This is a genomic window from Auraticoccus monumenti, from assembly GCF_900101785.1.
Lineage (GTDB): Bacteria > Actinomycetota > Actinomycetes > Propionibacteriales > Propionibacteriaceae > Auraticoccus > Auraticoccus monumenti.
This window is the reverse complement of record NZ_LT629688.1, coordinates 2,547,199-2,569,844: the sequence shown is the minus strand read 5'-3', so window position 1 is coordinate 2,569,844 and position 22,646 is coordinate 2,547,199. Positions and strand designations below refer to the sequence as shown.

The 22,646-nt window shown below is 71.2% G+C and carries 19 protein-coding genes; 6 read left to right on the top strand and 13 right to left on the bottom strand.

Features of this window, described 5'->3' with window-relative positions; genetic code table 11:
• Positions 1-144: 144 nt before the first annotated feature.
• Positions 145-618 (bottom strand): nitroreductase/quinone reductase family protein, encoded by a 474-nt coding sequence (locus BLT52_RS11910; RefSeq protein WP_090593852.1) that lies wholly within the window; start codon positions 616-618, stop codon positions 145-147.
• Positions 615-1,394 carry an SDR family NAD(P)-dependent oxidoreductase gene (locus BLT52_RS11905; protein ID WP_090593849.1) on the bottom strand — a complete coding sequence of 260 codons (780 nt, stop codon included), beginning with the start codon at positions 1,392-1,394 and terminating at the stop codon, positions 615-617. Before BLT52_RS11905 ends, BLT52_RS11910 begins: the two co-directional genes overlap by 4 nt.
• Before the next feature lie 137 nt (positions 1,395-1,531).
• On the opposite strand from BLT52_RS11905, the gene BLT52_RS11900 reads away from it, so the two are divergent.
• From BLT52_RS11900 to katG, 3 genes are all read left to right on the top strand, one after another.
• Complete coding sequence (locus tag BLT52_RS11900) at positions 1,532-2,176, top strand: TetR/AcrR family transcriptional regulator (protein WP_090596679.1); 645 nt, start codon at positions 1,532-1,534, stop codon at positions 2,174-2,176.
• Positions 2,177-2,242: 66 nt separating this feature from the next.
• Positions 2,243-2,668 (top strand): Fur family transcriptional regulator, encoded by a 426-nt coding sequence (locus BLT52_RS11895; protein WP_090593846.1) that lies wholly within the window; start codon positions 2,243-2,245, stop codon positions 2,666-2,668.
• Positions 2,669-2,697: 29 nt separating this feature from the next.
• Complete coding sequence (katG, locus tag BLT52_RS11890) at positions 2,698-4,989, top strand: catalase/peroxidase HPI (protein ID WP_090593841.1); 2,292 nt, start codon at positions 2,698-2,700, stop codon at positions 4,987-4,989.
• 1,060 nt (positions 4,990-6,049) lie between these two features.
• On the opposite strand, the gene BLT52_RS11885 is transcribed toward katG, so the two are convergent.
• The 7 genes from BLT52_RS11885 to BLT52_RS11860 all read right to left on the bottom strand — a co-directional run bounded on the left by BLT52_RS11885 (position 6,050) and on the right by BLT52_RS11860 (position 15,214).
• Positions 6,050-7,762 (bottom strand): HesA/MoeB/ThiF family protein, encoded by a 1,713-nt coding sequence (locus BLT52_RS11885; protein ID WP_157677097.1) that lies wholly within the window; start codon positions 7,760-7,762, stop codon positions 6,050-6,052.
• Between the two features lie 188 nt (positions 7,763-7,950).
• A complete protein-coding gene (locus BLT52_RS11880) occupies positions 7,951-8,967 on the bottom strand; it encodes an SMODS domain-containing nucleotidyltransferase (RefSeq protein ID WP_090593834.1) in 1,017 nt (338 codons plus the stop codon).
• Entirely contained in the window at positions 8,967-10,001 is a 1,035-nt protein-coding gene (locus tag BLT52_RS11875) for a CBASS cGAMP-activated phospholipase (protein ID WP_090596678.1), read from the bottom strand. The genes BLT52_RS11880 and BLT52_RS11875 overlap by 1 nt, the downstream gene beginning before the upstream one ends.
• A gap of 671 nt (positions 10,002-10,672) precedes the next feature.
• Positions 10,673-11,302, bottom strand: a complete 630-nt coding sequence (locus BLT52_RS21875; protein ID WP_456236374.1) for an aggregation-promoting factor C-terminal-like domain-containing protein — start codon at positions 11,300-11,302, stop codon at positions 10,673-10,675.
• Between the two features lie 187 nt (positions 11,303-11,489).
• Positions 11,490-12,824: a PhoH family protein gene (locus BLT52_RS11870; protein ID WP_231946284.1), complete on the bottom strand. Its 1,335-nt coding sequence runs from the start codon at positions 12,822-12,824 to the stop codon at positions 11,490-11,492.
• Positions 12,825-13,064: 240 nt separating this feature from the next.
• Positions 13,065-14,303, bottom strand: coding sequence for an MFS transporter (locus tag BLT52_RS11865; protein WP_090593831.1), 1,239 nt, complete (start codon positions 14,301-14,303; stop codon positions 13,065-13,067).
• A 101-nt stretch (positions 14,304-14,404) separates the two neighbouring features.
• Positions 14,405-15,214: an isoprenyl transferase gene (locus tag BLT52_RS11860; RefSeq protein WP_090596675.1), complete on the bottom strand. Its 810-nt coding sequence runs from the start codon at positions 15,212-15,214 to the stop codon at positions 14,405-14,407.
• A 100-nt stretch (positions 15,215-15,314) separates the two neighbouring features.
• On the opposite strand from BLT52_RS11860, the gene trhA reads away from it, so the two are divergent.
• The 3 genes from trhA (at position 15,315) to BLT52_RS11845 (ending at position 19,059) form a co-directional block, all read left to right on the top strand.
• Complete coding sequence (gene trhA / locus BLT52_RS11855; protein ID WP_090593828.1) at positions 15,315-16,010, top strand: PAQR family membrane homeostasis protein TrhA; 696 nt, start codon at positions 15,315-15,317, stop codon at positions 16,008-16,010.
• Positions 16,011-16,344: 334 nt separating this feature from the next.
• Positions 16,345-16,944 (top strand): hypothetical protein, encoded by a 600-nt coding sequence (locus tag BLT52_RS11850; protein ID WP_197679018.1) that lies wholly within the window; start codon positions 16,345-16,347, stop codon positions 16,942-16,944.
• Between the two features lie 174 nt (positions 16,945-17,118).
• On the top strand, positions 17,119-19,059 hold the full coding sequence (locus BLT52_RS11845) for a S9 family peptidase (protein ID WP_090593821.1): 1,941 nt from the start codon (positions 17,119-17,121) through the stop codon (positions 19,057-19,059).
• Between the two features lie 46 nt (positions 19,060-19,105).
• Here BLT52_RS11845 and BLT52_RS11840 read toward each other — a convergent pair whose 3' ends face one another.
• From BLT52_RS11840 to BLT52_RS11825, 4 genes are read right to left on the bottom strand one after another with little or no spacing between them, the layout of a single operon-like run.
• Positions 19,106-19,906: an ABC transporter ATP-binding protein gene (locus tag BLT52_RS11840; protein WP_231946283.1), complete on the bottom strand. Its 801-nt coding sequence runs from the start codon at positions 19,904-19,906 to the stop codon at positions 19,106-19,108.
• Complete coding sequence (locus tag BLT52_RS11835) at positions 19,903-20,799, bottom strand: ABC transporter ATP-binding protein (protein WP_090596673.1); 897 nt, start codon at positions 20,797-20,799, stop codon at positions 19,903-19,905. The genes BLT52_RS11840 and BLT52_RS11835 overlap by 4 nt, the downstream gene beginning before the upstream one ends.
• Before the next feature lie 20 nt (positions 20,800-20,819).
• Positions 20,820-21,647 (bottom strand): ABC transporter permease, encoded by an 828-nt coding sequence (locus tag BLT52_RS11830; protein ID WP_090596671.1) that lies wholly within the window; start codon positions 21,645-21,647, stop codon positions 20,820-20,822.
• A gap of 44 nt (positions 21,648-21,691) precedes the next feature.
• Complete coding sequence (locus tag BLT52_RS11825; RefSeq protein ID WP_090593816.1) at positions 21,692-22,642, bottom strand: ABC transporter permease; 951 nt, start codon at positions 22,640-22,642, stop codon at positions 21,692-21,694.
• Positions 22,643-22,646: the final 4 nt, after the last annotated feature.

Sequence of the window (22,646 nt, the reverse complement as noted above, 5' to 3'; positions counted from 1 at the left end):
GTCACCATGACCACGAGCCCGCAGCCCCCGACCACGCGGGCCGGTAGCCGCAGCGAGCCGCTCGGTGAACCAGGGGCGCAGCCCTGCGACGGCTGAGGACGCGGCCGCCCCGACCACCACGGATCACACGGGGACCGGGGGCTCTCACGCCTGGGCAGGGAAGGTGATGCGCATCAGCCGGCTCTCGACCCAGTCCTCGAACCGGGTCGGCCGGATCGTGCCGGGGTCGTGGGGCTGGTTGAGGTCCGCGACGATCTCCGTCAGCACGGCGTGACGTTCCACCGGGTCGGTGACCGGCGTGGCCCGCGCGGGCAGGTCCGCGCGGATCCCGTTCTTGAGGTGGAAGGTGAAGCGGGGATCGGCCAGCAGGTTGGCGTGCCAGTCGGTCGCCGATCCCCCGGCGCCGCTGCACAGGTACGTGCCGTCCGCGGCCCGGTAGAAGAAGATCTCGATCCGGCGTGGTCGGCCGCTACGACGTCCCCGCGTGGTGATGTCGATGGCCCGTTCCCGGCTGCCCGCGGCGGGCGTGATCTCGATGGCTCGCCGGATCGGGTCGGGGAGGTGCGACAGGGACGCGTGTCCGGGGTCGCCGGGTGCGGTGGCGTCCGGGGTGCTCATGCGGCCTCGGCCTGGAGGGCGGGACCGAGGAGGAGCCCACCGTCGACGACGTACTCCGAACCGGTCACGAACGACGCCTCCGAGGACGCCAGGAACAGCAGCAGCGAGGTGACGTCGGTCGGCTCCCCGAGTCGGGGGATCGCGAACGGCGCGGGCGAGTAGAAGTCGGCGATGGCCGTGGTGGCACCGGCCGCCGGCTCGTGGATGAAGGGGGTCGCGATCACGCCGGGGTGGATGGTGTTCACCCGGATGCCGTCGCGGCCGAGCTCGAGCGCTGCGGTCCGGGTGAGTCCCCGCACGGCCCACTTGCTGGCGACGTACGGCGCGTAGTGGGCCGTGCCGCCCAGGGCCATGGTCGAGGCGATGTTGACCACGGCCCCACCCGCCGCCCGGCGCAGCGCAGGGGTGGCGGCCTTGATCCCGAGGAAGGTCCCGGTGACGTTGACGTCGAGGATGCGCGACCAGGTGGCCTGGTCGGTGTCCTCGATCAGCGCCGGCGGGTTCTGGACGCCGGCGTTGTTGACGAGCACGTCCAGGCCACCGAAGGTGCTCTCGGTGGCGTGGACCGCGGCGGACCAGGAGCCCTCGTCCCTGACGTCGAGGTGGATGGAGCGAGCACGGGTCCCGAGCTCGTCGGCCAGGGCGGCCCCACGTGCGGCGTCGAGGCCACCGATCACCACGTTCGCCCCCTCCGCGTGGAAGGCGCGCACGTGGCTCGAGCCCTGCCCACCGGCCCCGCCGGTCACGAGCACGGTCTGGTTGTCGAAGCGGGTCATCTGGGTTCCTCACGAGCTGGTGACCGACCGGAACCCTCAGCGATGAGCACCCGGTGGTGAGCCAGGTGACTCACCACTCTCGACAGTAGGTCGGCTGACGTGGCGAGTCAAGCCACTCACCTCGTATGCTCCGCCCCATGAGCAGCGTCCTGCCGGCGTACCACCAGCGCGTCGCCCAGGAGAAGCGCGCGCAGATCGTGACGGCGGCGACCGCGCTGTTCCTCGAGCTGGGCTACGACCGGACGTCCCTGGCGCGGATCGCGGACCGCTCGGGCGTCTCCCGGGCCACCTTGTTCAAGCAGTTCCCGAGCAAGGCCGCCCTGTTCGACGCCATCGTCAGCGCGTCCTGGTCGACCGCGGACGAGGACGACGCCCCGCCCGTGGGCGACCTCGTCGCCGGCCTCACCACCATCGGTCGCCGCTACGCCGTGCTGCTGGTCCGACCCCAGATGACCGACCTCTTCCGGATCGTCATCGCCGAGCTGCCGCGCTTCCCCGAGCTGGCCCAGGCGCAGTTCTCCTCCGGGAAGATGCCCTACTTCGAGTCCGTCCGCGGCTACCTGCAGGCCGAGCACGAGGCGGGGACGGTGCGGGTCGAGGACGTGGACCTCGCGGCCACCCAGTTCCTGGGCATGATCTCCAACTACGTCTTCTGGCCGGCGCTGCTGGTGCCCGGCTGGGAGGTGGGCGCCGCGCGCGTCACGCAGGTGGTCGACGAGGCCGTCCGCACCTTCGCCGCCCGGTACGGCGCCACCGGCCCGGAGGCGCGGACCGAGCGCTGACCGCCGCCCACCGGACCACGCCGGCTCTTCTTGACTGATTCCAGAAAAGACACCAGACTGCAGGACATGACCCCCATCCCCGAGCTCCAGCAGCTGCTGCGGGACGCGGGGCTGCGGATCACCCGGCCCCGCGTCACCGTGCTCGGGGCCGTCCACGACCACCCCCACACCGACACCACCGAGCTGATCCGGCTGACCCGCCAGGAGCTGCCCGCGGTCTCCCAGCAGGCGGTCTACGACGTGCTCGCGGCCCTGGCCGAGGCCGGGCTGGTGCGCCGGCTGCACGCCGACGGCTCGGCCGCCCGCTACGAGGCCCGGGTCGGGGACAACCACCACCACCTGGTCTGCCGCTCCTGCGGGGTGATCGTCGACGTCGACTGCGCGGTCGGCGAGCCCCCCTGCCTGACCCCGACCGACACCCACGGGTTCACCGTGGACGAGGCCGAGGTCGTCTACCGGGGCCTCTGCCCCACCTGCTCCACCACGCACTGATCCCCGCGACCCCACCGAGAGGAACGTCGATGACCGATCCGCAGGACACCGCACCCCAGCCCACCCCGGGCAGCCCCCAGGGCCTGGACGACAAGACCGCGGGAGGCTGCCCGGTCGACCACGGTAGCGTCACCTCCCACGGCAGCGAGAGCGAGAACCCGGCGATCGACTCGCCCACGCCGGCGGTCCCCAACCCCCGCACCATCCGGGACTGGTGGCCCAACCAGATCGACCTCACCGTGCTGCACCCGCACCACCCTGCCGGGAACCCGCTCGATGAGGACTTCAGCTACCGCGAGGCCTTCTCCCGGGTGGACGTCGAGGCCCTCAAGCGCGACATCACCGAGGCGCTGACCACCCCGCAGGAATGGTGGCCGGCCGACTTCGGCCACTACGGCGGTCTGATGATCCGGATGAGCTGGCACGCCGCCGGCACCTACCGCGTGCACGACGGCCGCGGCGGCGCCGGTGAGGGCAACCAGCGCTTCGCCCCGCTGAACAGCTGGCCCGACAACGCCAACCTGGACAAGGCCCGCCGACTGCTGTGGCCGGTCAAGCAGAAGTACGGTCAGGGCGTCTCCTGGGCCGACCTGATCGTGCTCGCCGGCAACGTCGCGCTGGAGTCGATGGGCTTCGAGACCTACGGGTTCGCCTTCGGCCGCGAGGACGTCTGGGAGCCCGAGGAGGTCATCTGGGGTCCGGAGGACACCTGGCTGGGTGACGAGCGCTACGTCGGTGAGAAGGAGATGGCCGAGGACGTCGGCGCCACCGAGATGGGGCTGATCTACGTCAACCCCGAGGGCCCGGCCGGCAACCCCGACCCGCTCGCCGCCGCCCACTTCATCCGCGAGACCTTCAAGCGGATGGCGATGGACGACGAGGAGACCGTCGCCCTGATCGCCGGTGGCCACACCTTCGGCAAGACCCACGGCGCCGGCCCGGCCGACGCCCACGTCGGCCCCGAGCCCGAGGGCGCCCCGGTCGAGAACCAGGGTCTGGGCTGGCTCAGCAGCTACGGCAGCGGCAAGGGCCCCGACACCATCACCTCCGGGCTGGAGGTGACCTGGACCGACGTCCCGACGCAGTGGAGCAACCGCTTCTTCGAGATCCTGTTCGCCCACGAGTGGGAGCTGACCAAGAGCCCGGGCGGGGCCCACCAGTGGGTGGCCAAGGACGGCGAGGCGATCATCCCCGACGCCTTCGACCCGGAGAAGAAGCACCGCCCGACGATGCTGACCACCGACCTGTCGCTGCGGGTGGACCCGGTCTACGAGCAGATCTCGCGGCGGTTCCTGGAGAACCCCGAGGAGTTCCGCCTCGCCTTCGCCAAGGCCTGGTACAAGCTGCTGCACCGCGACATGGGCCCGGTCGGCCCGCACATGCTGGGCCCCTGGGTGCCGGAGCCGCAGCTGTGGCAGGACCCGGTGCCGGCCGTCGACCACCCGCTGGTCGACGAGTCCGACGTCGCCACCCTCAAGGCCCGGCTGCTGGACAGCGGCCTCCCGCTCTCGCGCCTGGTCGCGGTGGCCTGGAGCTCGGCGGCCAGCTTCCGCAAGACCGACAAGCGCGGCGGGGCCAACGGGGCCCGCATCCGGCTGGAGCCCCAGCGCGGGTGGGCGGTCAACGAGCCCGCCGAGCTCGAGCAGGCGCTGGGCGTGCTGGAGGGCGTCAAGCAGGAGTTCGACGCCGCCCAGACCGACGGCAAGCTCATCTCGCTGGCCGACCTGATCGTCCTCGGCGGGGTCGCCGCGGTCGAGCAGGCAGCCCGTGCGGCCGGTGTCGAGGTGGACGTGCCCTTCCACCCCGGTCGCACCGACGCCACCGAGGAGCAGACCGACGCCAACTCGGTCGGCTACCTGCAGCCGCGCGCGGACGGCTTCCGCAACTGGGTGGGCGAGGGCCAGCGGCTCCGTCCGGAGACCCTGCTGCTGGACAAGGCCTACATGCTGGACCTGTCCGCGCCGGAGATGACGGTGCTGCTGGGCGGCATGCGGGTGCTCGGGGCCAACGTCGGCGGCAGCCAGCACGGCGTGCTGACCGACCGGCCGGGGACGCTGAGCAACGACTTCTTCGTCAACCTGCTGGCTCCCGGCACGCAGTGGCGCGCCACCTCCGAGGACGGCGTCTACGAGATCGTCGACGTCAGCACCGGTGAGCCCCGCTTCACCGCCACCGGGGTCGACCTGACCTTCGGGTCGAACTCCCAGCTGCGGGCCGTCTCGGAGGTCTACGCCAGCGTCGACGGGGCGGAGAAGTTCGTCCGCGACTTCGTCGCCGCCTGGGTCAAGGTCAGCGAGCTGGACCGCTTCGACCTGCGCTGAGCCGGTCGACACCACTTTCGCCGCGCGGCGTGTTCCTCCGGGGGCCCGCCGCGCGGCCGTCCCCCGGGAGCGGGCCCGTGCCACGGCAGTCGGGTCGACGCGAGCCGTCGTGCGCGTGTCGGGACACAGCCGGCGCCCTCGGGTCGGTGTGTGCACGACCGTGCCAGGGCCCGGACATCCGGCGTACGCAGGTCGTGCAGAGGACAGTCGGCGTCGGTCCGCGCGGCCCGACTCGGCGTGGCCCGGCCGCCACTGCGCGCGGCCCGGGAGCGGCCAGACGCAGCACCGGCGCCGGGTCACACAACCCGGCTCGGCGTAGGTCGGGCCGGTCCTCCGACCTCGGCGCCGGGCGGACGGACGCTCTGTCGGTGGCCATCTGGGCGTCCCCTCATAGGCCGATGTCCGTCACTACTGCCACACATCAGCCAGGATGACGCTTATACGCTTGATGCAGCGGAATCAAAGCGGGCCAGTTCAAGATTTCACGCGCTGATGGCGTACTTCGTCGCCGCAGGGCCGCTCACTGCTCCGTCGCCCCACGGAGCACTAAGGTCCGATGGTCCAGTGCTCAGGTCTGTGCCGATGTTTGGGCTAGATGTCCAGCAGCGTGGTGTGGCAGGCGATGGCGACGCTCGGCGCAGAGCGTGGACAGGCCGCGAGCGATCTGGATGCGATTCGAGGGACGGCCCTCGAACGCGGCGTTTGCGTTAAGCGGATCCGAATCGGAAGCCACCCTGTGAAGTCGAGAGCCACCCCTTCCATGTCGCGTAGACGTGGAAGGGGACGTGTCGCCGTTGAAGCGGAGGGCTGCGAGGTGGATGAACTCGGTCGCGTAGGTCTCGCGGCACGTCCACGCGAGGATATGGCAGGCTCCGGCGGCGAAGCACGCCTCGTCTTGTCGCTTCCATGAGAGCCGTTGGTCTGCACGTCCCTGAGTGACTCGCCGGAACTCACCGGATGCGTGGGCGGCCCCGCGTGTAATAGACCATAGCCAGGCCAGCGGGTATCGGCGTCCTGAACACGCGCTTCAGACGCTCGTGCGAACACCTCATGCGGAAAATCAGTTAGGCGGCGGCGCGTATGGGACGTACATGTGTCCGGGTGTGACGTCTGCGTGTGGTAGGGCGATGAGGTGTGAGCCACGGTCGGGGATCATCAGGTGCTTGGCGATCATGGTGGTTAGTCCGCCGCCGAGGGCAGCCAGGTCTGCAGCTGAGCCGTGGAATGTGGGGGCTGAGCATCCGCGCGTTGGGACGAACTCGTCTCCGGGGCCCGGCTCTTCCCAGAAATATCGGTAGCGTTCGAGTGATCCGTCAGCACGGACCTCGTCGCGCAGGTGGTGGTCCATGTCGGTCATGGTCGCGTCGCTGTTGGGCGGGTTGATTGTGGCGTAGCCGAGGGTGCTACTTCTGGCGTCGGTGGCGACTTGTGCAATGAACGCCTTGCGCTGCGGCTGCGTCGCGATGGTGTCGAGTTGCTTAGACACTTTCAGGCTGATGGTCGCGTCGATGATGAGGTCAGCGGCGACCGCGATCTGGGTGAGTTGGGATGTGGTGAGCCGCCCGTGTGATTCGACGTGGACGGTGTCGCTGATGGATTTGAGTCGGTCGTGGAGGGCAAGAACCTTTGCAGTTCCGTTGTCGTTTTCTATGTAGTTCTGTCGCACGAGTAGTCCGCCGGTCACGCGCCCGTGGTCGCTGATTATGATGCGCTTAGCTCCGGCCCGGGCCACAAATTCGGCGATCCATGAGCCGAGTCCTCCGCAGCCTAGGACCGCGACGGTTTTGCCGTGGAGGGCGGCCACTGGGCGGTCGGCGTCGCGTCTTATGGTGACGGCGGCGCGTTCGTCGGACACAAAGCACCATTCGATAGGTACGGCCATGTTGATGCGATCGGGCTCGTACGGGATCAGGGTTGAGGTCTTGTCTCGGACGAGGGCGCGGAGGTCGTCGGCGAGCGCTGGGGCAAGTTGGAGCGCGAGAAGGTGGTGTGGCCCTCCCACCGGGTGAGGTACGGCCAGGATGAGCCGTTGAGGCGTTCCGTCGGGGTTGCGACTGGCGCTGGCAGCCAGGGCAGTGAAGAGGGCGGCGTCCGGGGTGGTCTCGTAAGGCCGCGGGTCGAGCGCAGGTGGGTTTGCTGCGAGCCATTCGCGGCACCCGTAGGCGCGGTTTCCGGTGATGGCGTGTTCGGTGAGGTGTGCTTCTTTCACGCGGCGGGTCTGACGCGGCGGGATGACGTAGGCGCGGAGCCCGTGTGGTCGCGGGTGCCGGATGCGAGTGAGCAGTTCTCCGAGGTATTGCTGTCCGGCCCCGAGCGGCATGTCGGAGTCGGCGAAGAAGACCGGAACGTAGGCAGTCTCAGCCCCGGGTGCCGCGCTCCGTTGTAGGTCGTATCTGTTGGCTGTTCGCCGGTGCAGGTACGCGCTGACGACGCGGAGATGGGTCGCAGGTAGTTGTCTGACGACGATGCTCGGGGTGCCTGGAGTGATGTGCGGGACACCCCCGACGGCATGGAACAGCGCAGTGTCGGGATTGAACGTGTTTTGGGTGGCCTTCTCCATCCAGTCCCAGAGTCGGTTGAGAACACCGTTCTTGCCGTCGATGCCTGCTTCTGGGTCCCACTCTCGGGACTCGTCGAGGTAGAGGCAGAGGTAGAAGCCGGACAGCACGTGAGGTATCCCGATGAACCGGGAGTGCCCTAGGAGCACGGTGGGCGGGCGGTCATCAGTTGGTTCGACGAGAAGAACAAGCTGTTCGACCGACTTGAACGTCAAACCGTCGAGGGTCGGCGCGGGAAGGTCGCCCGTGGCAAGGCTGAAGCAGACGTAGAGGTTCCCGTCATCGTCGCGGTCTTGTGCGCCGACACTCAGCGTGCCGGGTTGGTGCTTGGCTTGGGCGCGCAACTCCGCCAGCGCGCGTCGTTGCCATTTGGTGAGCGCTGGTCGTGAGGGCCGCTTCCTAGTCACCCGGCCTTACCGCTGCGGCTCGTGGACGTCTCTGAGCCGTCGCCGCCCGCACCTACGGCAGCTCCGGTACCGATTTTCGGAAACTTAGATGACGCGTTAGACGAGGAGTCGGCTGCCTTGAAGCCTGTGCCAAAGAGGTCGCGCCATAGTTCGAGGCTCTCCTCTTCGTCGGTCGCCGCGAGAGCTGCGGCGACCTTGGTGTCGAGGTCTTGGATGTCGGTGCGGAACTGCTGGTACTTGGACTCGGTCCATCGGTGCGTGAAGGTCGTGCCTTGGTCGGCTTCGACGTCGGGCCGCGTCTCGTTGTCACGCGCCCATTGGGCGAGGTCGGACACGATGCGCCCGAAACTCACTGGCACGTTGGCGTAGCACCCGGAGTCGGCGAGGAGGTTCTCGGGCTTGATGGTGGTACCGACGACGGTTGTGAGGATGATCGAGACCGTGTCCTCATACCAACCTCGGTGCTCACGGAGATACTTCAACAGGCGGATGACGCGACGCATGTTGCCGTCAGTGAGGTCGTCCTTCTTCTTCATCCATGCGGTGAACCCGTCGGAGTTGTTCGGCTCCCACTCGTCCGTCTCGGCGTTGATGATGTGCTCGCCACCGTCGGCGCGGATGACGTAAGGCACGACGTCAACGTGCATGTCGTTGGCGTAAGAGACGCGGATGCAGCGGTTCTTGGCCTCGACCGGCTTGTCCATCTGACCGTAGACGGGGTCGTTGCCGAGGGCCTGGTAGACGGCATCGTTGTAGTCGGCCGGCGACCAGCCCGTGACCTCTTCGAGTTCGAGCATGAAGTCGGCGTCGAACTCGACGTCCTTCGGCGGGTTAATGATGGTGCGCTGAGCCCATGAGCCCTGGCGCTTCTTACTTAGGACTGAAGTTTCGAGGTCCGCGGACTTGATGGCGGCATAGATCTTATCGACGCGGTCACCGAGGGTCATCAATTTCCCGTCGGGCAGATTCACTGAGTCCTTTAGCAGGTTCTTGAAGTGTGTGACGTGTTCCATCAGAGGTCTCCTTCGGGCAGGGCATCTGCGCATGGCTCGCTGGGTGCCGAGGGCGCGGGCAACGGGGTGAAGACGGGTGCGGTGTGGTCGGCGAACTTCGCGATGAACTCGGGGGCTAGGTTTCGGCTAATGGCGGACGCATATCCCTTGACGGACTCGGCCTTGATCCGGTCGAGGCCGAACTTTCCGGGTGGGACGGGGGCGTCAAATCGGACGAAGTCGTCGAAGCCGACCAGGTGCATGGCGGTACCCATCCCGCCCCTGCTGCTGGCATTGAGAATGACGCTAGCGGCCTTCGGTCCCCAGCCAAGGAGGCCAGCATTCTCCAGGCGGTCAGGGCTGTCGGTGAATGGCTCCATCGTTCCGACGTTCAAGACTCGAATGGTTTCCAGCGGTACGCCCAGCATGCTGACAGCTTCACCGATCGCCAGTACCGACGGGTTGTTGGCCCAGACACCGCCGTCAACGAGCGGCGCGTCTCGGACTCGGGCCGCTCTGAAGTAGGTGGGTGCCGCCGTCGTTGCGAGGGCGACGTCGACCATCTTGATGCGCCAGTCCCTAGTGAGCCGTTCGTTGTGGCGGGTCTTGAAAATGTGGACTTCGCCGCGCTGCAGGTCCCAAGACGGGATGACCAACCGTTTGCAACTGTCACCTAGCGTGCGGTCGCCTAGGACTTCGACTAGTACCTCGTGGAGGACATCACTATCGTAGGCGGGCTGTCGGAGGCGGCTGAGGCGTGCCCGACGTTGCAGGCGAGCCGGGAAGACGCGGTCCACGAGGTCACCGAAGTGGTCGGCGATCTTATTCGGGCGGAGACCCGCTCCTAGACCGAGCGCGACGATGCCTCCAGCGGATGTACCCGCGATTAGGTCGAAGTGGTCGGTGATCGAGATGCCGAGGTCTTCTTCGACGTGTGCCAGGACGTGGGCGGTGAAGAGTGCCTTCGCTCCGCCGCCATCGAGGGCAAGAATTTGGAACCTCTGGCCGTGGAACGGGTCAGAGATTGGGCCGTGCGAGGCGTAAGCACCGGTCATCACTTGTCTCCCCTCGTCGTCTCTCTGGCAGCGTAGAGGTGACCACCGACACTTGTGCTAGAGATGATCGGCCCGCTGGAGCAGCGGTCGCAGGGCGTGTCTGCGTCCCCGTGGCGCGGGGCGTCGCTAGCGTGCGTCGCAGCGCCACTGTGGCGGTGTCCGGGTGTCTCGGGCATACAGGCTCCCCAAGGCCATCGGCGTGGGGAAGGAAACGCCTGTCGTAGAGCGGCACAAGTGTGTCGCGGCTTCCTCTTTACACGACTTGCCCCGCGCGGTGCAGGAGGCGCGCCGGTGGCGTGGGCTCATGCCCGCGCGCTCGCGAAGCCGTTGCGCCGAGGCGGGGGCGTTGAGGCGTGTCAGGAGGAGTGCCTCTGCATTGCTAACGTGAACGCCTGCCTGAACCGTCGCGCAGCCGTCACACTTTGACGGCGTATCGGGATGCTGGTTGGTCGGTGGGGCCAAGGTGGCGGGGGATGTCGCCGACCTTGTCCGCCGTACGGCGGACACCTTCCGGGTGCCCGCCAGTTCCGCTCACGCTGACGGACCGGCCACAGCGAAGTCGACCGGCGGCCACTTCGAGGCCCTGCAACGGCCAGAGCCGGGCACTCATCGGCCTAGACGGTGACAACCATTGGCCTAACCGGTGTTATCTCAGCGCTAGATCGGTGTCTTCAAGCGGCCAGCCACACGCTCAGTACCAGTTGTGCGCGAGCTAGAAGGACTAGGCCTGGCATGGCGTGTCGTAGCGCTGCTCGATGTAGTCGAAGTCCCAGCGCAAGCTGCGTGGCCGGGTTGGTGCGCCAGTCGTCGCCGGCGGTGGCGAGCTTCTCGGCCGTGAGCGCCTGGACCGGCCCGTAGGCGCCCGTGCTCGGGTTGACCGCGCGGGGGTCGCAGCAGGACTCCTGGGTGATCAGCTCGTCGATGAAGCCCCACTGCCGCCCGCTCCAGCCGTAGCGCCACTCGACGACCTGGCGGGCGATGGTGTCTAGGTTGGTGACGCGGGGTCGTGGCCGGCCTCGGCGGCGGCCTCCACATGGGCCCGGTCGATCCCGGGCTCGAGTCGCTCGCCCACGTGGCCAGGGTCGCCGCCCGCTCCGCCGCCTCGGCCTCGGCCTCCGCAGGGTCGCGGGCGACCCGCGTCTCCCCGCAGGAGAAGGCCCGCTGCACCGCGGCCGCCCAGGCGCAGCCTCGTCGTCCTCCTCCGCTACCGGACCGACGTCGCCAGCCGTCGACACCACCGCCGTCTTGGACGGGCCGGGCACGTCGGCGGCCGGGGCCTCCGGCCGGACCAGCACCAGCATCGACAGCAGGGTCGCGGTGACGGCCACGACGAGACGGGGAGGCCGGCGGCAGACATCGCCAGCACCCCAACACAAAAAAACTCGAGCCCGTTCTTAGGGGTTCGTTCATCCGCCTCGGGCGCCCGGTGGCTGCCGTCGGGGTGCACGGTGCGGCGCGAGGACGTCCCCCGCGCCACCCATGCGGGGCTCAGCCCAGCGGCTCACCCTCCAGCATCTCCGTCACCAGCGCCGCGATCGGCGACCGCTCGGAGCGGGTCAGGGTGACGTGGGCGAAGAGCGGGTGCCCCTTGAGCTTCTCCACCACCGCGACCACGCCGTCGTGGCGACCCACCCGCAGATTGTCGCGCTGGGCCACGTCGTGGGTCAGCACCACCCTCGAGTCCTGCCCGATCCGGCTCAGCACGGTGAGCAGCACGTTGCGCTCCAGCGACTGGGCCTCGTCCACGATCACGAAGGCGTCGTGCAGCGAGCGACCGCGGATGTGGGTCAGCGGCAGCACCTCGAGCAGCCCCCGGTCCAGCACCTCGTCGATCACCGAGCGCCCGGCCACCGCTCCCAGGGTGTCGAACACCGCCTGGGCCCAGGGCGCCATCTTCTCGTTCTCGGTGCCCGGCAGGAAGCCCAGCTCCTGACCACCGACCGCGTAGAGCGGGCGGAAGACGATCACCTTGGAGTGCTGCCGGCGCTCCAGCACCGCCTCCAGACCCGCGCAGAGGGCCAGCGCGGACTTGCCCGTCCCGGCCCGCCCGCCGAGGGAGACGATGCCGATCGAGGGATCCAGCAGCAGGTCCAGGGCGATCCGCTGCTCCGCCGAGCGCCCGTGGATGCCGAAGGCGTCCCGGTCCTGCTTGACCAGCTTGAGCTGCTTGGCCGGCGTCACCCGGGCCAGCGCGGACGTCCCGTGGCCGAGCAGCACCACGCCGGTGTGGCAGGGCAGGTCGCGGGCGTCGTCGTGGTCGACCACCCCGTCGGCGTAGAGGGTGTCGATCTCGTCCGCACGGGCGTGCAGCTCGGCCATCCCCGTCCACCCCGACTCCGGGGCCAGCTCGGCGCGGTACTCCTCGGCCGGCAGGCCGACCGCGGACGCCTTCACCCGCATCGGCAGGTCCTTGGACACCAGCACCACGTCACGGCCCTCGGCGGCGAAGTTCAGCGCCACGGCGAGGATGCGGGAGTCGTTGTCCCCCAGCCGGAACCCGGCCGGCAGCACCGTCGGGTCGGTGTGGTTGAGCTCGACGCGCACCGTCCCACCCGAGTCGGTGACGGGCACGGGCGCGTCCAGCCGGCCGTGGGCCACCCGGAGGTCGTCCAGGTGGCGCAGGGCCGCGCGGGCGAAGTACCCGAGCTCGGGGTGGTGGCGCTTGGCCTCCAGCTCGGTGATCACCACCACCGGCAGCACGACGTCGTGCTCGGCGAAGCGCGAGAGGGCCCGCGGGTCGCTGATCAGCACGGAGGTGTCGATGACGTAGGTCTTGCGCTGTGCGTCCCCGGCGTCGGCCGGCAGACGGGACTCGTGGGTCACAATCGTCCTTGTCCGGGGCCGCGCGTCACCACCCGCCGGCCCCACGCTCTACGTGGTCGGCCGGAGCCCTGCTGGTGGCCGCCTCAGCGACCGTGTGGTGCCCATCTGCATGCGCCTCCGGGTGGGCAGCTTCCCCTCTGCCCGCGAGCCGAACGTACGACTCGGACGACCCGTCGCCGGACTGACACGCCGGTGCCGCGGACACCGACACGCGATGGACACCTGCCGGTCGACCGCCGGTCACCGCTGCGGCAGCTCGACCGTCCGCGGCGTGACCACGACCATCACCAGCAGGCCCAGCAGGGCCGTGGCGGCCAGCAGCTGGAAGGCGAAGTCGACGCCGAGCCCGGACGTCGCCAGCCCCACGGCCGCCACCCCGACCATCCCCCCGGCGCGGCCCAGGTGGATGACGAGCCCGCTGGCGGCCTGGCGGGTCGAGACGGGGACCACGGCGGTCAGGTAGACCTGCACCAGCGTCTGGGTGCTGGCCACCAGCGCGCCGGTCAGCAGCACCAGCGGCACCATCACCGGCACCTCCAGGGTGGGGACGCTGAGCAGCGCCAGCCCCACCGCGGCCAGGGAGAACCAGACCAGCACACCGAGCCGCGGACCCAGCGTCCGAGCCACGGCGTCGGCGGCCAGCAGCCCGGCCAGCGCGCCCACGTTGAGCACCAGCAGGAGCAGCAGGGACGATACCCCGTCGTGACCCGAGGCCGCGAGCAGGGTGGGGAACCAGGTGTTCAGCCCCTGCACCAGGGCCAGCGCGGTGAAGGCGGCGGTCAGGCCGGCGAGCCCGACCCAGCGGTGCCGCCAGGTCACCAGCTCCCGGACCGCCTCCCCCGCCACCTCGACCGGCTGACCGAGGAGCCAGGAGCGGGGCACGGTGCGCCACACCACCGGCAGCAGCGCCAGACCGCAGAGCCCGCCGAGCAGGAAGTGCCCGCGCCAGGACGGCAGCAGCACCAGCCCCACCAGCACGGCCAGCACCGCACCGGCGTGGTAGGCGGTGCTGGTCCACACGATGGTGCTGCGGCGGCGGGCGGACCGCCGTGACAGCACCGCGACCACCACCGGCAGCCCGAGCCCGATCCCGAGCCCGGTGGTCAGCCGGAGCAGCACGAAGCCGACCGAGGTGCCGACCGCCGGGGTGATCAGCTGGGCCAGGCTCGAGGCCGCCGCGGCCACCACCAGGGCCGTCCGCGGTCCGCCGGCCCGCAGCAGCGGTCGGTGCCAGGCAGCCCCGAGAGCGACCCCCGCCAGCGAGGCGGTGGCGGCCAGGGTGGCGCCGAGGACGTCCAGCCCCAGGGCCGAGGTGGCGAGCAGGGTGGGCAGCACGACCGCGAGCCCGATCAGGTGGTAGCCACCCAGCAGGACCACCAGCCAGCACACCACCAGCACCCGGCGGGTGGGCGCGGACGGCGCCGCGGGCGCGGACGTCCCGTCCAGCGGGCGCGACGCCGTCGCGTCGGGGGTGGTCATCGTGCTCTCCTGTCGGTGGAGAACCCATCGTCTCCAGCCGGTACCCGTCAGACGAGCACGATCTCATCCCAGTCCGGTCTCGTTCTGGTATCGATCCCTACTCAGCGCCCGAACCGGCGCTCCCGCTCGGAGAAGGAACGCAGGGCGCGGATGAAGTCCACCTTGCGGAAGTCCGGCCACAGGGCGTCGCAGAACCAGAACTCGCTGTGCGCGGACTGCCACATCAGGAAGCCCGAGAGCCGCTGCTCCCCGGAGGTCCGGATGATCAGGTCGGGGTCGGGCTGGCCGCGGGTGTAGAGGTGCTCGCCGATCTCGTCGATCTCCAGCGTCCGGGACAGCTCCTCGATCGAGGTGCCGCGGCGGGCGTGGTCGGCCAGCAGGGAGCGGACGGCGTCGCGCAGCTCGTGCCGCCCGCCGTAGGAGATGGCGATGTTGATGTGCATGCCGTCGATGCGCAGGGTCTCCCGGCCGGCCTCGCGCAGCCGGTCCGCGGTCACCTCGGGCAGCAGGTCGAGGGCGCCGACGGCCTTGACCGGCCAGCGGCGGGCGGCGACCAGGTCGGCCACCATCTGCTCGATCACCTCCAGCAGCGGCTCGATCTCGCTGGCGGTGATGCGTCCGAAGTTGTCGGTGGAGAGGACCCAGAGCGTGACCACCTCGACCCCGGCCTCGTCGCACCACTCGACGAACTCCTTGAGCTTGCGGGCCCCGGCCCGGTAGCCGGCCACCAGCGGCTCCCCCGGCGCGTTCAGCCGGGCCCAGCGGCGGTTGCCGTCGGCCAGCACCGCGACGTGCTTGGGCAGGGCGTCCGGGTCCAGCTCGGCCAGCAGCCGGTGCTCGTAGGTGCTGTACAGCAGGCCCGCGGGGTGGAGGCGGTCGATCAGCTCCCGGAGGTGGATCGCGCGCGCCATGTAGGGCACCCTACGCCGGACCGCCCGGGTGGGCGCGGGCGGTTAGGCTTCCCCGGTGAGCACCTCGGAGGGACCGCGGAGCCGGGCGGGAGGACACCGGATGGCGACCTGGGCATCGTCCAAGGACCCCGGCCCCGACCCCCTGACCGGCCTGGCGCGGGAGATCAAGCCACGGCTGCGTGGCTGGTTGCACGCCGCCACGGCGCCGCTCGCCGTCGTCGCCGGCATCGTGCTGGTCGTGCTGGCCCCCACCCCGGAGGGCAAGATCGGTGGCGCGGTGTTCCTGGTCGCCTCGCTGCTGCTCTTCGGCGTCTCCGGTCTGTACCACCGCTTCTACTGGGGGGCCGGCGCCGAGGCGGTGCTGCGGCGGATGGACCACGCCAACATCTTCATCTTCATCGCCGCGACGTACACCCCGATGGCCCTGACCATGCTGGAGGGCGGCTCGCGGGTGCTGCTGCTCAGCATCGTCTGGGGTGCGGCGGCGCTGGGGCTGGTGTTCCGCGTCCTCTGGCTGTCCGCGCCGCGCTGGCTCTACACGGTGCTCTACATCGCCATGGGGTGGGCCGCCCTGGGCTGGCTGCCGCAGTTCCTGGCCAACGGCGGCTGGCTGGTGCTCACCCTGATCATCGCCGGCGGGCTGATGTACACCCTCGGCGCCGTCGTGTACGCCCGCAAGCGCCCCAACCCCTCGCCGCGCTGGTTCGGCTTCCACGAGATCTTCCACGCCGCCACCATCGGCGCCTTCGTCTGCCACTACGCCGCGATCTCCATCGCCACCTACGGCGCCGCCTGACCCTTCCGTCGCGGTCGGCGGGGAGGGCTCCGTCGCGGTCGGCAGGGAGGGCCTCGTCCGCCGCGTCAGGTGCACCGCCGTGACCGGACCTTGACCCTGTCCCCAGGACATGGTGTCGGCTGGGTCCCGGACCAGGTGCCCGGCACCCGGTCCGCCGGCGGGGAGGGCGATCACGTCCCCGGACGGACGCCCGCAGCACCACGGAGGACCTGATGACCGACACCGACCACGGCCGACGGCCTCCCGCGGTCCTCCCCGACGAGGTCGGCTGATGCTGCGGGAGTGGCGGCGGAAGAGGTTGCAGAGGCGCGTCGAGCCCGGCGACGGTCGTCCGTTGCAGCCGTTCCGCTGGTGGCACCTGGTGTCGGGGCGCAAGCTGTTCCGCCTCCAGCTCCACGGCCACGAGGGCGGCGAGGTGGCGTACGCGGTCGACGTCCGCCACTGGGGCCGGCAGGGCGGTGAGGACGGCGCCCTGGCCCACCTCTACCGCGACGGCAGGCACCACGCACGGTCCCGGCTCCCGGCGGCGTTCCCGGTCGAGGGCGGGACGATCGAGGTGGTGCTGAGCGACTTCGGGCTGCGTCGGCTGCACTACCTCCCCGACGGCGGTGCCGAGCAGCAGCTCGTCCCGGACCCGGGGTCCGCCGCCGGACGCCGCGTCCGCCTCGAGCGCGAGCACCCGCTGCTGAACCGCTGGATCGGCGTGGTGTCGGTGGTGCTGCTGGTGGTCGGCATCGGGCTGAACGTCCTGCAGCTTCCGGACCACCTCTCGGCGATCCCACCCCTCGCCGAGCACCTGGCCCGGTTCGAGTCCCCGATCCACCTGCCGCTGTGGCTCAACATCGGCCTCGGGGCCGGCGCCGTCCTCGCGAGCGTGGACCGGGCGTTGCGGCTCCGCTACCACTGGCTCCTCGACGGGATCGCGAACAACTAGGCCTGCCCCCGGCAGCCGTCGACCGCTGATCGCGACCGGGTCTCCGCGCCCGTCCCCGCCCTTGACCCTGTGCCGGGAACACGGTGTGGACTGCGGTCATCGCCCGGCGGACCGGCCGCAGCACACGTCCCGTGCCGACGCACCGAGGCACCGATCCCACGACGAGGAGCACCGATGACGACCGCAGCAGAGCACGCCACACCCCGGAGCATCGAGGTGGAGGAGCTCTTCGCCGACCCGGCGTCCTCCGGTGCCTCGATCTCCCCCGACGGGTCGCGCATCGCCTACCTGGCACCGGCGCACGGACGCAGGAACGTGTGGGTGCGGGGGGTCGAGGAGGACCACGCGAGCGCCGTCTGCGTCACCCACGACTCCCGGCGCGGCATCACGAACTACTACTGGACCGACGACCCCCGCTGGCTGCTGTACCTGCAGGACACCGACGGCAACGAGGACTGGCACCTGTTCCGGGTGGACCTCGCTGCGCCTGAGGAGCCGGCGGTGGACCTGACGCCGCTGCCACCGGGGGGCCGCGTGCTGAGCACCGAGCCGGTGGCCTCGCGACCCGGCGACGTCCTGGTGGTGATGAACGAGCGGCCTGCCGCGTTCGACTACTTCATGATCGAGGTCGCCACCGGCGCCACGACGGTCCACCTCAGGCAGGACGACCCCACCCGCAACCTCCTGCTGGACCGCGACGGGCAACCGGCCTTCGACTCCCGCCAGACCGAGGACGGCAGCTACGAGTTCTTCGCGATCGACGCCGCCACGGGCGAGCGGCGGCTGGTGCGCCGGATGGTCGGGGTCGAGTACCCCGTGGGGGTGAACCCCCAGCTGGTGACCCCGGACGGGAAGGGGCTGCTGGTGGGCGTCTACCAGGACTCCGACGACCTGAGGCTGGTGCGCATCGACCGGGAGACCGGGGAGGAGAGCGTGGTCGCCGCCGTCGAGGGGCACGACCTGGAGATCCGGGGCGCGGCCGCTCCGGGCGTCCTGCCCCCCGTGCTCCTCCTCGACCGGCGCACCGGCGCGGTGCTGGCGGCCCGGTTCGCCGGTGAGCGACCACGGGTCGAGGCGGTGGACGAGCACTTCGCCGAGGTGCAGGCCGCGCTGTCCGGGCTGTCGGACGGGGTGCTGGAGACCGCCACCTCCGACGACTCGGGGCGGCGCTGGGTGGCCACCTTCACCTCCGACCGCGAGCCGGGGGTGACGTGGTTCCACGACCGGGCCACCGGGGAGAGCCGTGAGCTCTTCCGCGCCCACCCGCTGCTGGACCCTGCCGAACTGGCACCCGTGGTCCCGGTCACGTTCCCGGCACGGGACGGTCTGCCCCTGCCCGCCTTCCTGACGCTGCCGGTGGGGGTCGAGCCGGTGCGGCTGCCGCTGGTGCTGCTGGTGCACGGCGGCCCCTGGTTCAGCGACGCCTGGGAGTTCAGCCCCGCCGCCCAGCTGCTCGCGAACCGCGGGTACGCCGTGCTGCAGGTCAACTACCGCGGCTCGGTGGGTCAGGGACGGCGCCACCTGACCGCCGCTGTCGGCGAGATCGGCCGCGGCACCCAGACCGACCTCCTGGACGCCGCGGACTGGGCGGTCGAGCAGGGGTACGCCGACCCCGACCGGATCGCCATCATGGGCGGCTCCTACGGCGGCTACGCCGCCCTGGTCGGGGTCACCACCACCCCGGACCGCTTCGCCGCGGCCGTCGACTACGTGGGCATCTCCGACCTGACGAACTTCCTGGCCACCCTGCCGCCCTTCCTGCGGCCGCTGCTGGTCAACAACTGGTACGCCTACCTCGGCGATCCCGAGGACCCCGCCGCCCGCGAGGACATGCTGCAGCGGTCCCCGATCACCCTGGTCGACCGCATCCGCACCCCCCTGCTGGTCGCGGCGGGCGCCAACGACGTCCGGGTGGTCCAGGCGGAGTCGGACAACATCGTCGCCTCGCTGAGGGAGCGGGGCGTGCCCGTGGAGTACCTCCTGGCCGCCGACGAGGGGCACGGCTTCGAGAACCCGGAGAACCAGATCCGTCTGCACCGCACCGTCGTGGAGCACTTCGCCACCCACCTCGGCGGTCGCCGGCCCACGGACCGGGAGCAGCCGGGCGGGGCCTGAGCACCGCCCGCCGGAGGCGAGGGGCTGACCGCCGGCGCGACGGCCGTCACCGGTCGCGTGCGGACAGCTCCCGCCCGAGCTCGGGCACCGCGTCCACCAGCCGCCGGGTCCACGGGTGCTGGGGATCACGCCACAGCCGCTCCGTCGGGCCGGTCTCCACGACCTCCCCCTCCGCCATCACCGCGACCCGGGTGCACATGTGCCGCACCACCCCGAGGTCGTGGGAGACCAGCACCAGGGTGAGCCCGTGGCGCTGCACCAGGTCGGTGACCAGGTTGAGCACCTGGGCCCGCACCGAGACGTCGAGCGCGCTGACCGGCTCGTCGGCCACCAGGATCCTCGGTCGCGGGGCGAGGGCCCGGGCGATCGAGATCCGCTGGCGCTGACCACCGGAGAACTGGTGCGGGTAGCGGTCGGCGGCGTCGGCGGGCAGACCCACCTCGGCCAGCACCTCCGCGACCCGCTCGCGCCGGCCGGGCAGCCGCTGGGCCACCAGGGGCTCGGCCACCACGTCCCCCACCCGCATCCGCGGGTCCAGCGAGCTCATCGGGTCCTGCAGCACCAGCTGCAGCGAGCGTCGCAGCGGTCGCAGCCGCCGCTCGGGCTGACCGTCGACGCGGTGCCCGAGGACCTCCACGGTGCCGCTGGTCGGGCGGTCCAGACCGGCGACGATCCGCAGCAGGGTGGACTTGCCGCAGCCGGACTCCCCCACGATGCCGAACTGCTCGCCCTCGGCCACCTCCAGGCTCACCCCGCGCAGGGCGTGCACCATCGGTGGTGGGCCGGTCAGCGACGTCCGCGGACGCCGGTACACCCGGGTGACGTCGGTGACGGTGATCGCGGTCACGAGGCCTCCTCCAGCACGGCCCACCCGTCCTCGGGGGTGCCCTCCCATGCGGGGACGACGCCGGGCCGGGCCACCGGCAGCGTGGGGACGGTGACCAGCCGACCGTCGGCGTCGGTGCGGGTCAGGTCGGAGGCGGCGAGCAGCCCCCGGGTGTAGGGGTGGCGAGGCTCGGTCAGCACCCGCCGGACGGGCCCGGCCTCCACCACCCGTCCCCGGTGCAGGACCAGCACCCGCTCGCACATGCGCGCCACCACCGCGAGGTCGTGGGTGATGAACAGGCAGCCGGCGTCGCGCTCGGCCAGCTCGGCGTCGACGACCTCCAGCACGCGGGCCTGGACGGTGACGTCGAGGGCGGTGGTGGGCTCGTCGCAGATGAGGAGCCCGGGCTCCCCGGCCAGGGCGATGGCCAGCACCACCCGCTGCCGCTGCCCGCCGGAGAGCTGGTGCGGCCAGGCCCGGGCGGTCCGGGCGGGCTCGGGCAGCCCGACCCGGTCCAGCAGCTCCACCGCGGCCCGGTCCGCCTCGGCCCGGGAGGCGGCGAGGCGGTGCACCTGCAGCACCTCCGCCACCTGGCGACCGACCCGCATGGTGGGGTCCAGGGCGGTCATCGGCTCCTGGAAGACCATCGAGACCAGCGAGCCGCGGACCCGGGACAGCACCGGCTCCGGGGCCCCGACCAGGTCCCGGTCCACCCCGGCCACCCGCACCGAGCCGATCGCCGTCAGCCCGGGCGGCAGCAGCCCCATCAGGGCCAGCGCGGTGACCGACTTCCCCGACCCGGACTCCCCGATCAGCCCGACGCGCTCCCCCCGGTGGACCTCGAGGTGGAGGTCCTGCACCAGCGGTGTCGAGCCGGCCCAGACCCCCAGCCCGGACGCCCGCAGCACCGGCACCGGTGCGCTCACGGCCGCGTTCACCGTCGCCCCTCCAGCCGGGGGTCGAACCGGTCGCGCAGGCCGTCGCCCAGCAGGTTGAGCCCGAGCACGGCCACCGCGACGGCCACCGCGGGAACCACGGCCAGCCGGGGGTCGGTGAACAGCATCGACTGGCTCTCCAGCAGCATCCGGCCCCACGACGGCGTGGGCGGCGGCGTCCCGAACCCGAGGAACGACAGCGCGGCTTCGGCCAGCACCGCGATGGCGAAGGACACCGAGGACTGCACCACCACCAGCCCGGCCACGTTGGGCAGCACGTGGTGCACCGCCACGCCCAGACGTCCGCGGCCGGCCGCCCGCGCGGCCAGCACGTACTCGCTCCCCAGCACCTGCATGCTGCCCGCGCGCACCACCCGGGCGAAGGCCGGGACGGTGGAGACGCCGATGGCGATCATGGCCACGCCGGTGCCGGCCCCGAGCACCGCGGCCAGCATCACCGCCAGCAGCAGCGCCGGGAAGGCCAGCAGCAGGTCGTTGGCCCGCATCACCAGCTCCCCCAGCCAGCGCGGCGCCATGGCGGCAGCCACCCCCAGCGGCACCCCGAGCAGCGCGGCCACCCCGACCGCCACCACCCCGACGTAGACGGTGGTCCGGGCGCCGACCATCAGCTGGCTGACCAGGTCGCGCCCGAAGCGGTCGGTGCCCAGCCAGTACTCCGCGCCCGGTCCGCGCAGCCGCGCGCCGGCGTCCACGAAGGTCGGGTCGTGCGGCGTCCAGGCGAAGGAGACCAGGGCGGCCAGCAGCACGCAGGCGACGAGGGCGCCGCCGACCAGCAGGGCGACCCGGCCGCGGGCACCGTGACGCACCGACGGGCCCAGGCCCTCGGGGGCGACGTCCAGCGGGATCGTGCTCACCGGGTGCCCACCCGGAGCCGGGGGTCCAGCGCCACGTAGAGCAGGTCGACCACGAAGTTCACCAGCAGCACCGCCGCCACCAGCAGCATCACCACGTCCTGGATGACGATCAGGTCGCGGTTGGCGACGCTGTCCAGCAGCAGGCTGCCGAGCCCGGGCACCACGAACACGCGCTCCACCACCACGGCCCCGACCAGGAGGGTGGCCAGCTGCAGCCCCAGCACCGTCACCACCGGCACCGCGGCGTTGCGCAGCCCGTGGCGCAGCAGCGCCTGGACCGGACGCAGCCCCTTGGCCCGCGCGGTCCTCAGGTGGTCCTCGCCCAGGACGTCCAGCACCGCGCTGCGGACGTAGCGCGAGAGCACCGCGCCCTGCACCAGCCCGAGCGACAGGGCGGGCAGCACCAGCTGGGACAGGAAGCGGACCGGGTCCTGGGCCGGCGGGGTCCAGCCGCCGGCGGGCAGCCAGCCGAGACCCACGGAGAAGACTGCGACCAGCAGGATCCCGGCCAGGAAGGCCGGCACCGCCACCCCGAGCTGGGAGACCGCGGCGAGCAGGACGCCCAGCGGCGAGCGGTGCGCCCACGCCGCCACCGACCCCAGCGGGACCGCCAGCAGCACCGCGACCAGCATCCCCGCAGCCACCAGCCACAGGCTGACCTGCAGCCGGTCGGCGATCTGCGGGGCGATCGCGGCCCGGGACACGTAGGACTCCCCCAAGTCGAAGCGGAGCATCCCGCCGACCCAGTCCAGGTACTGGGCGGTCAGCGGGCGCTCCAGCCCGAAGTCGCGACGCAGCTGCTGCACCGCCTGCTCCGAGGCGTTCACCCCCAGCGCCACCCGGGCCGGGTCGCCGGGGAGCACCGTCATGAAGCCGAACACGACCACGGAGGCGACCGCCAGGCTGGCCAGCAGCACGGCGGCCCGGGTCAGGACGCGCAGCAGCACCGCC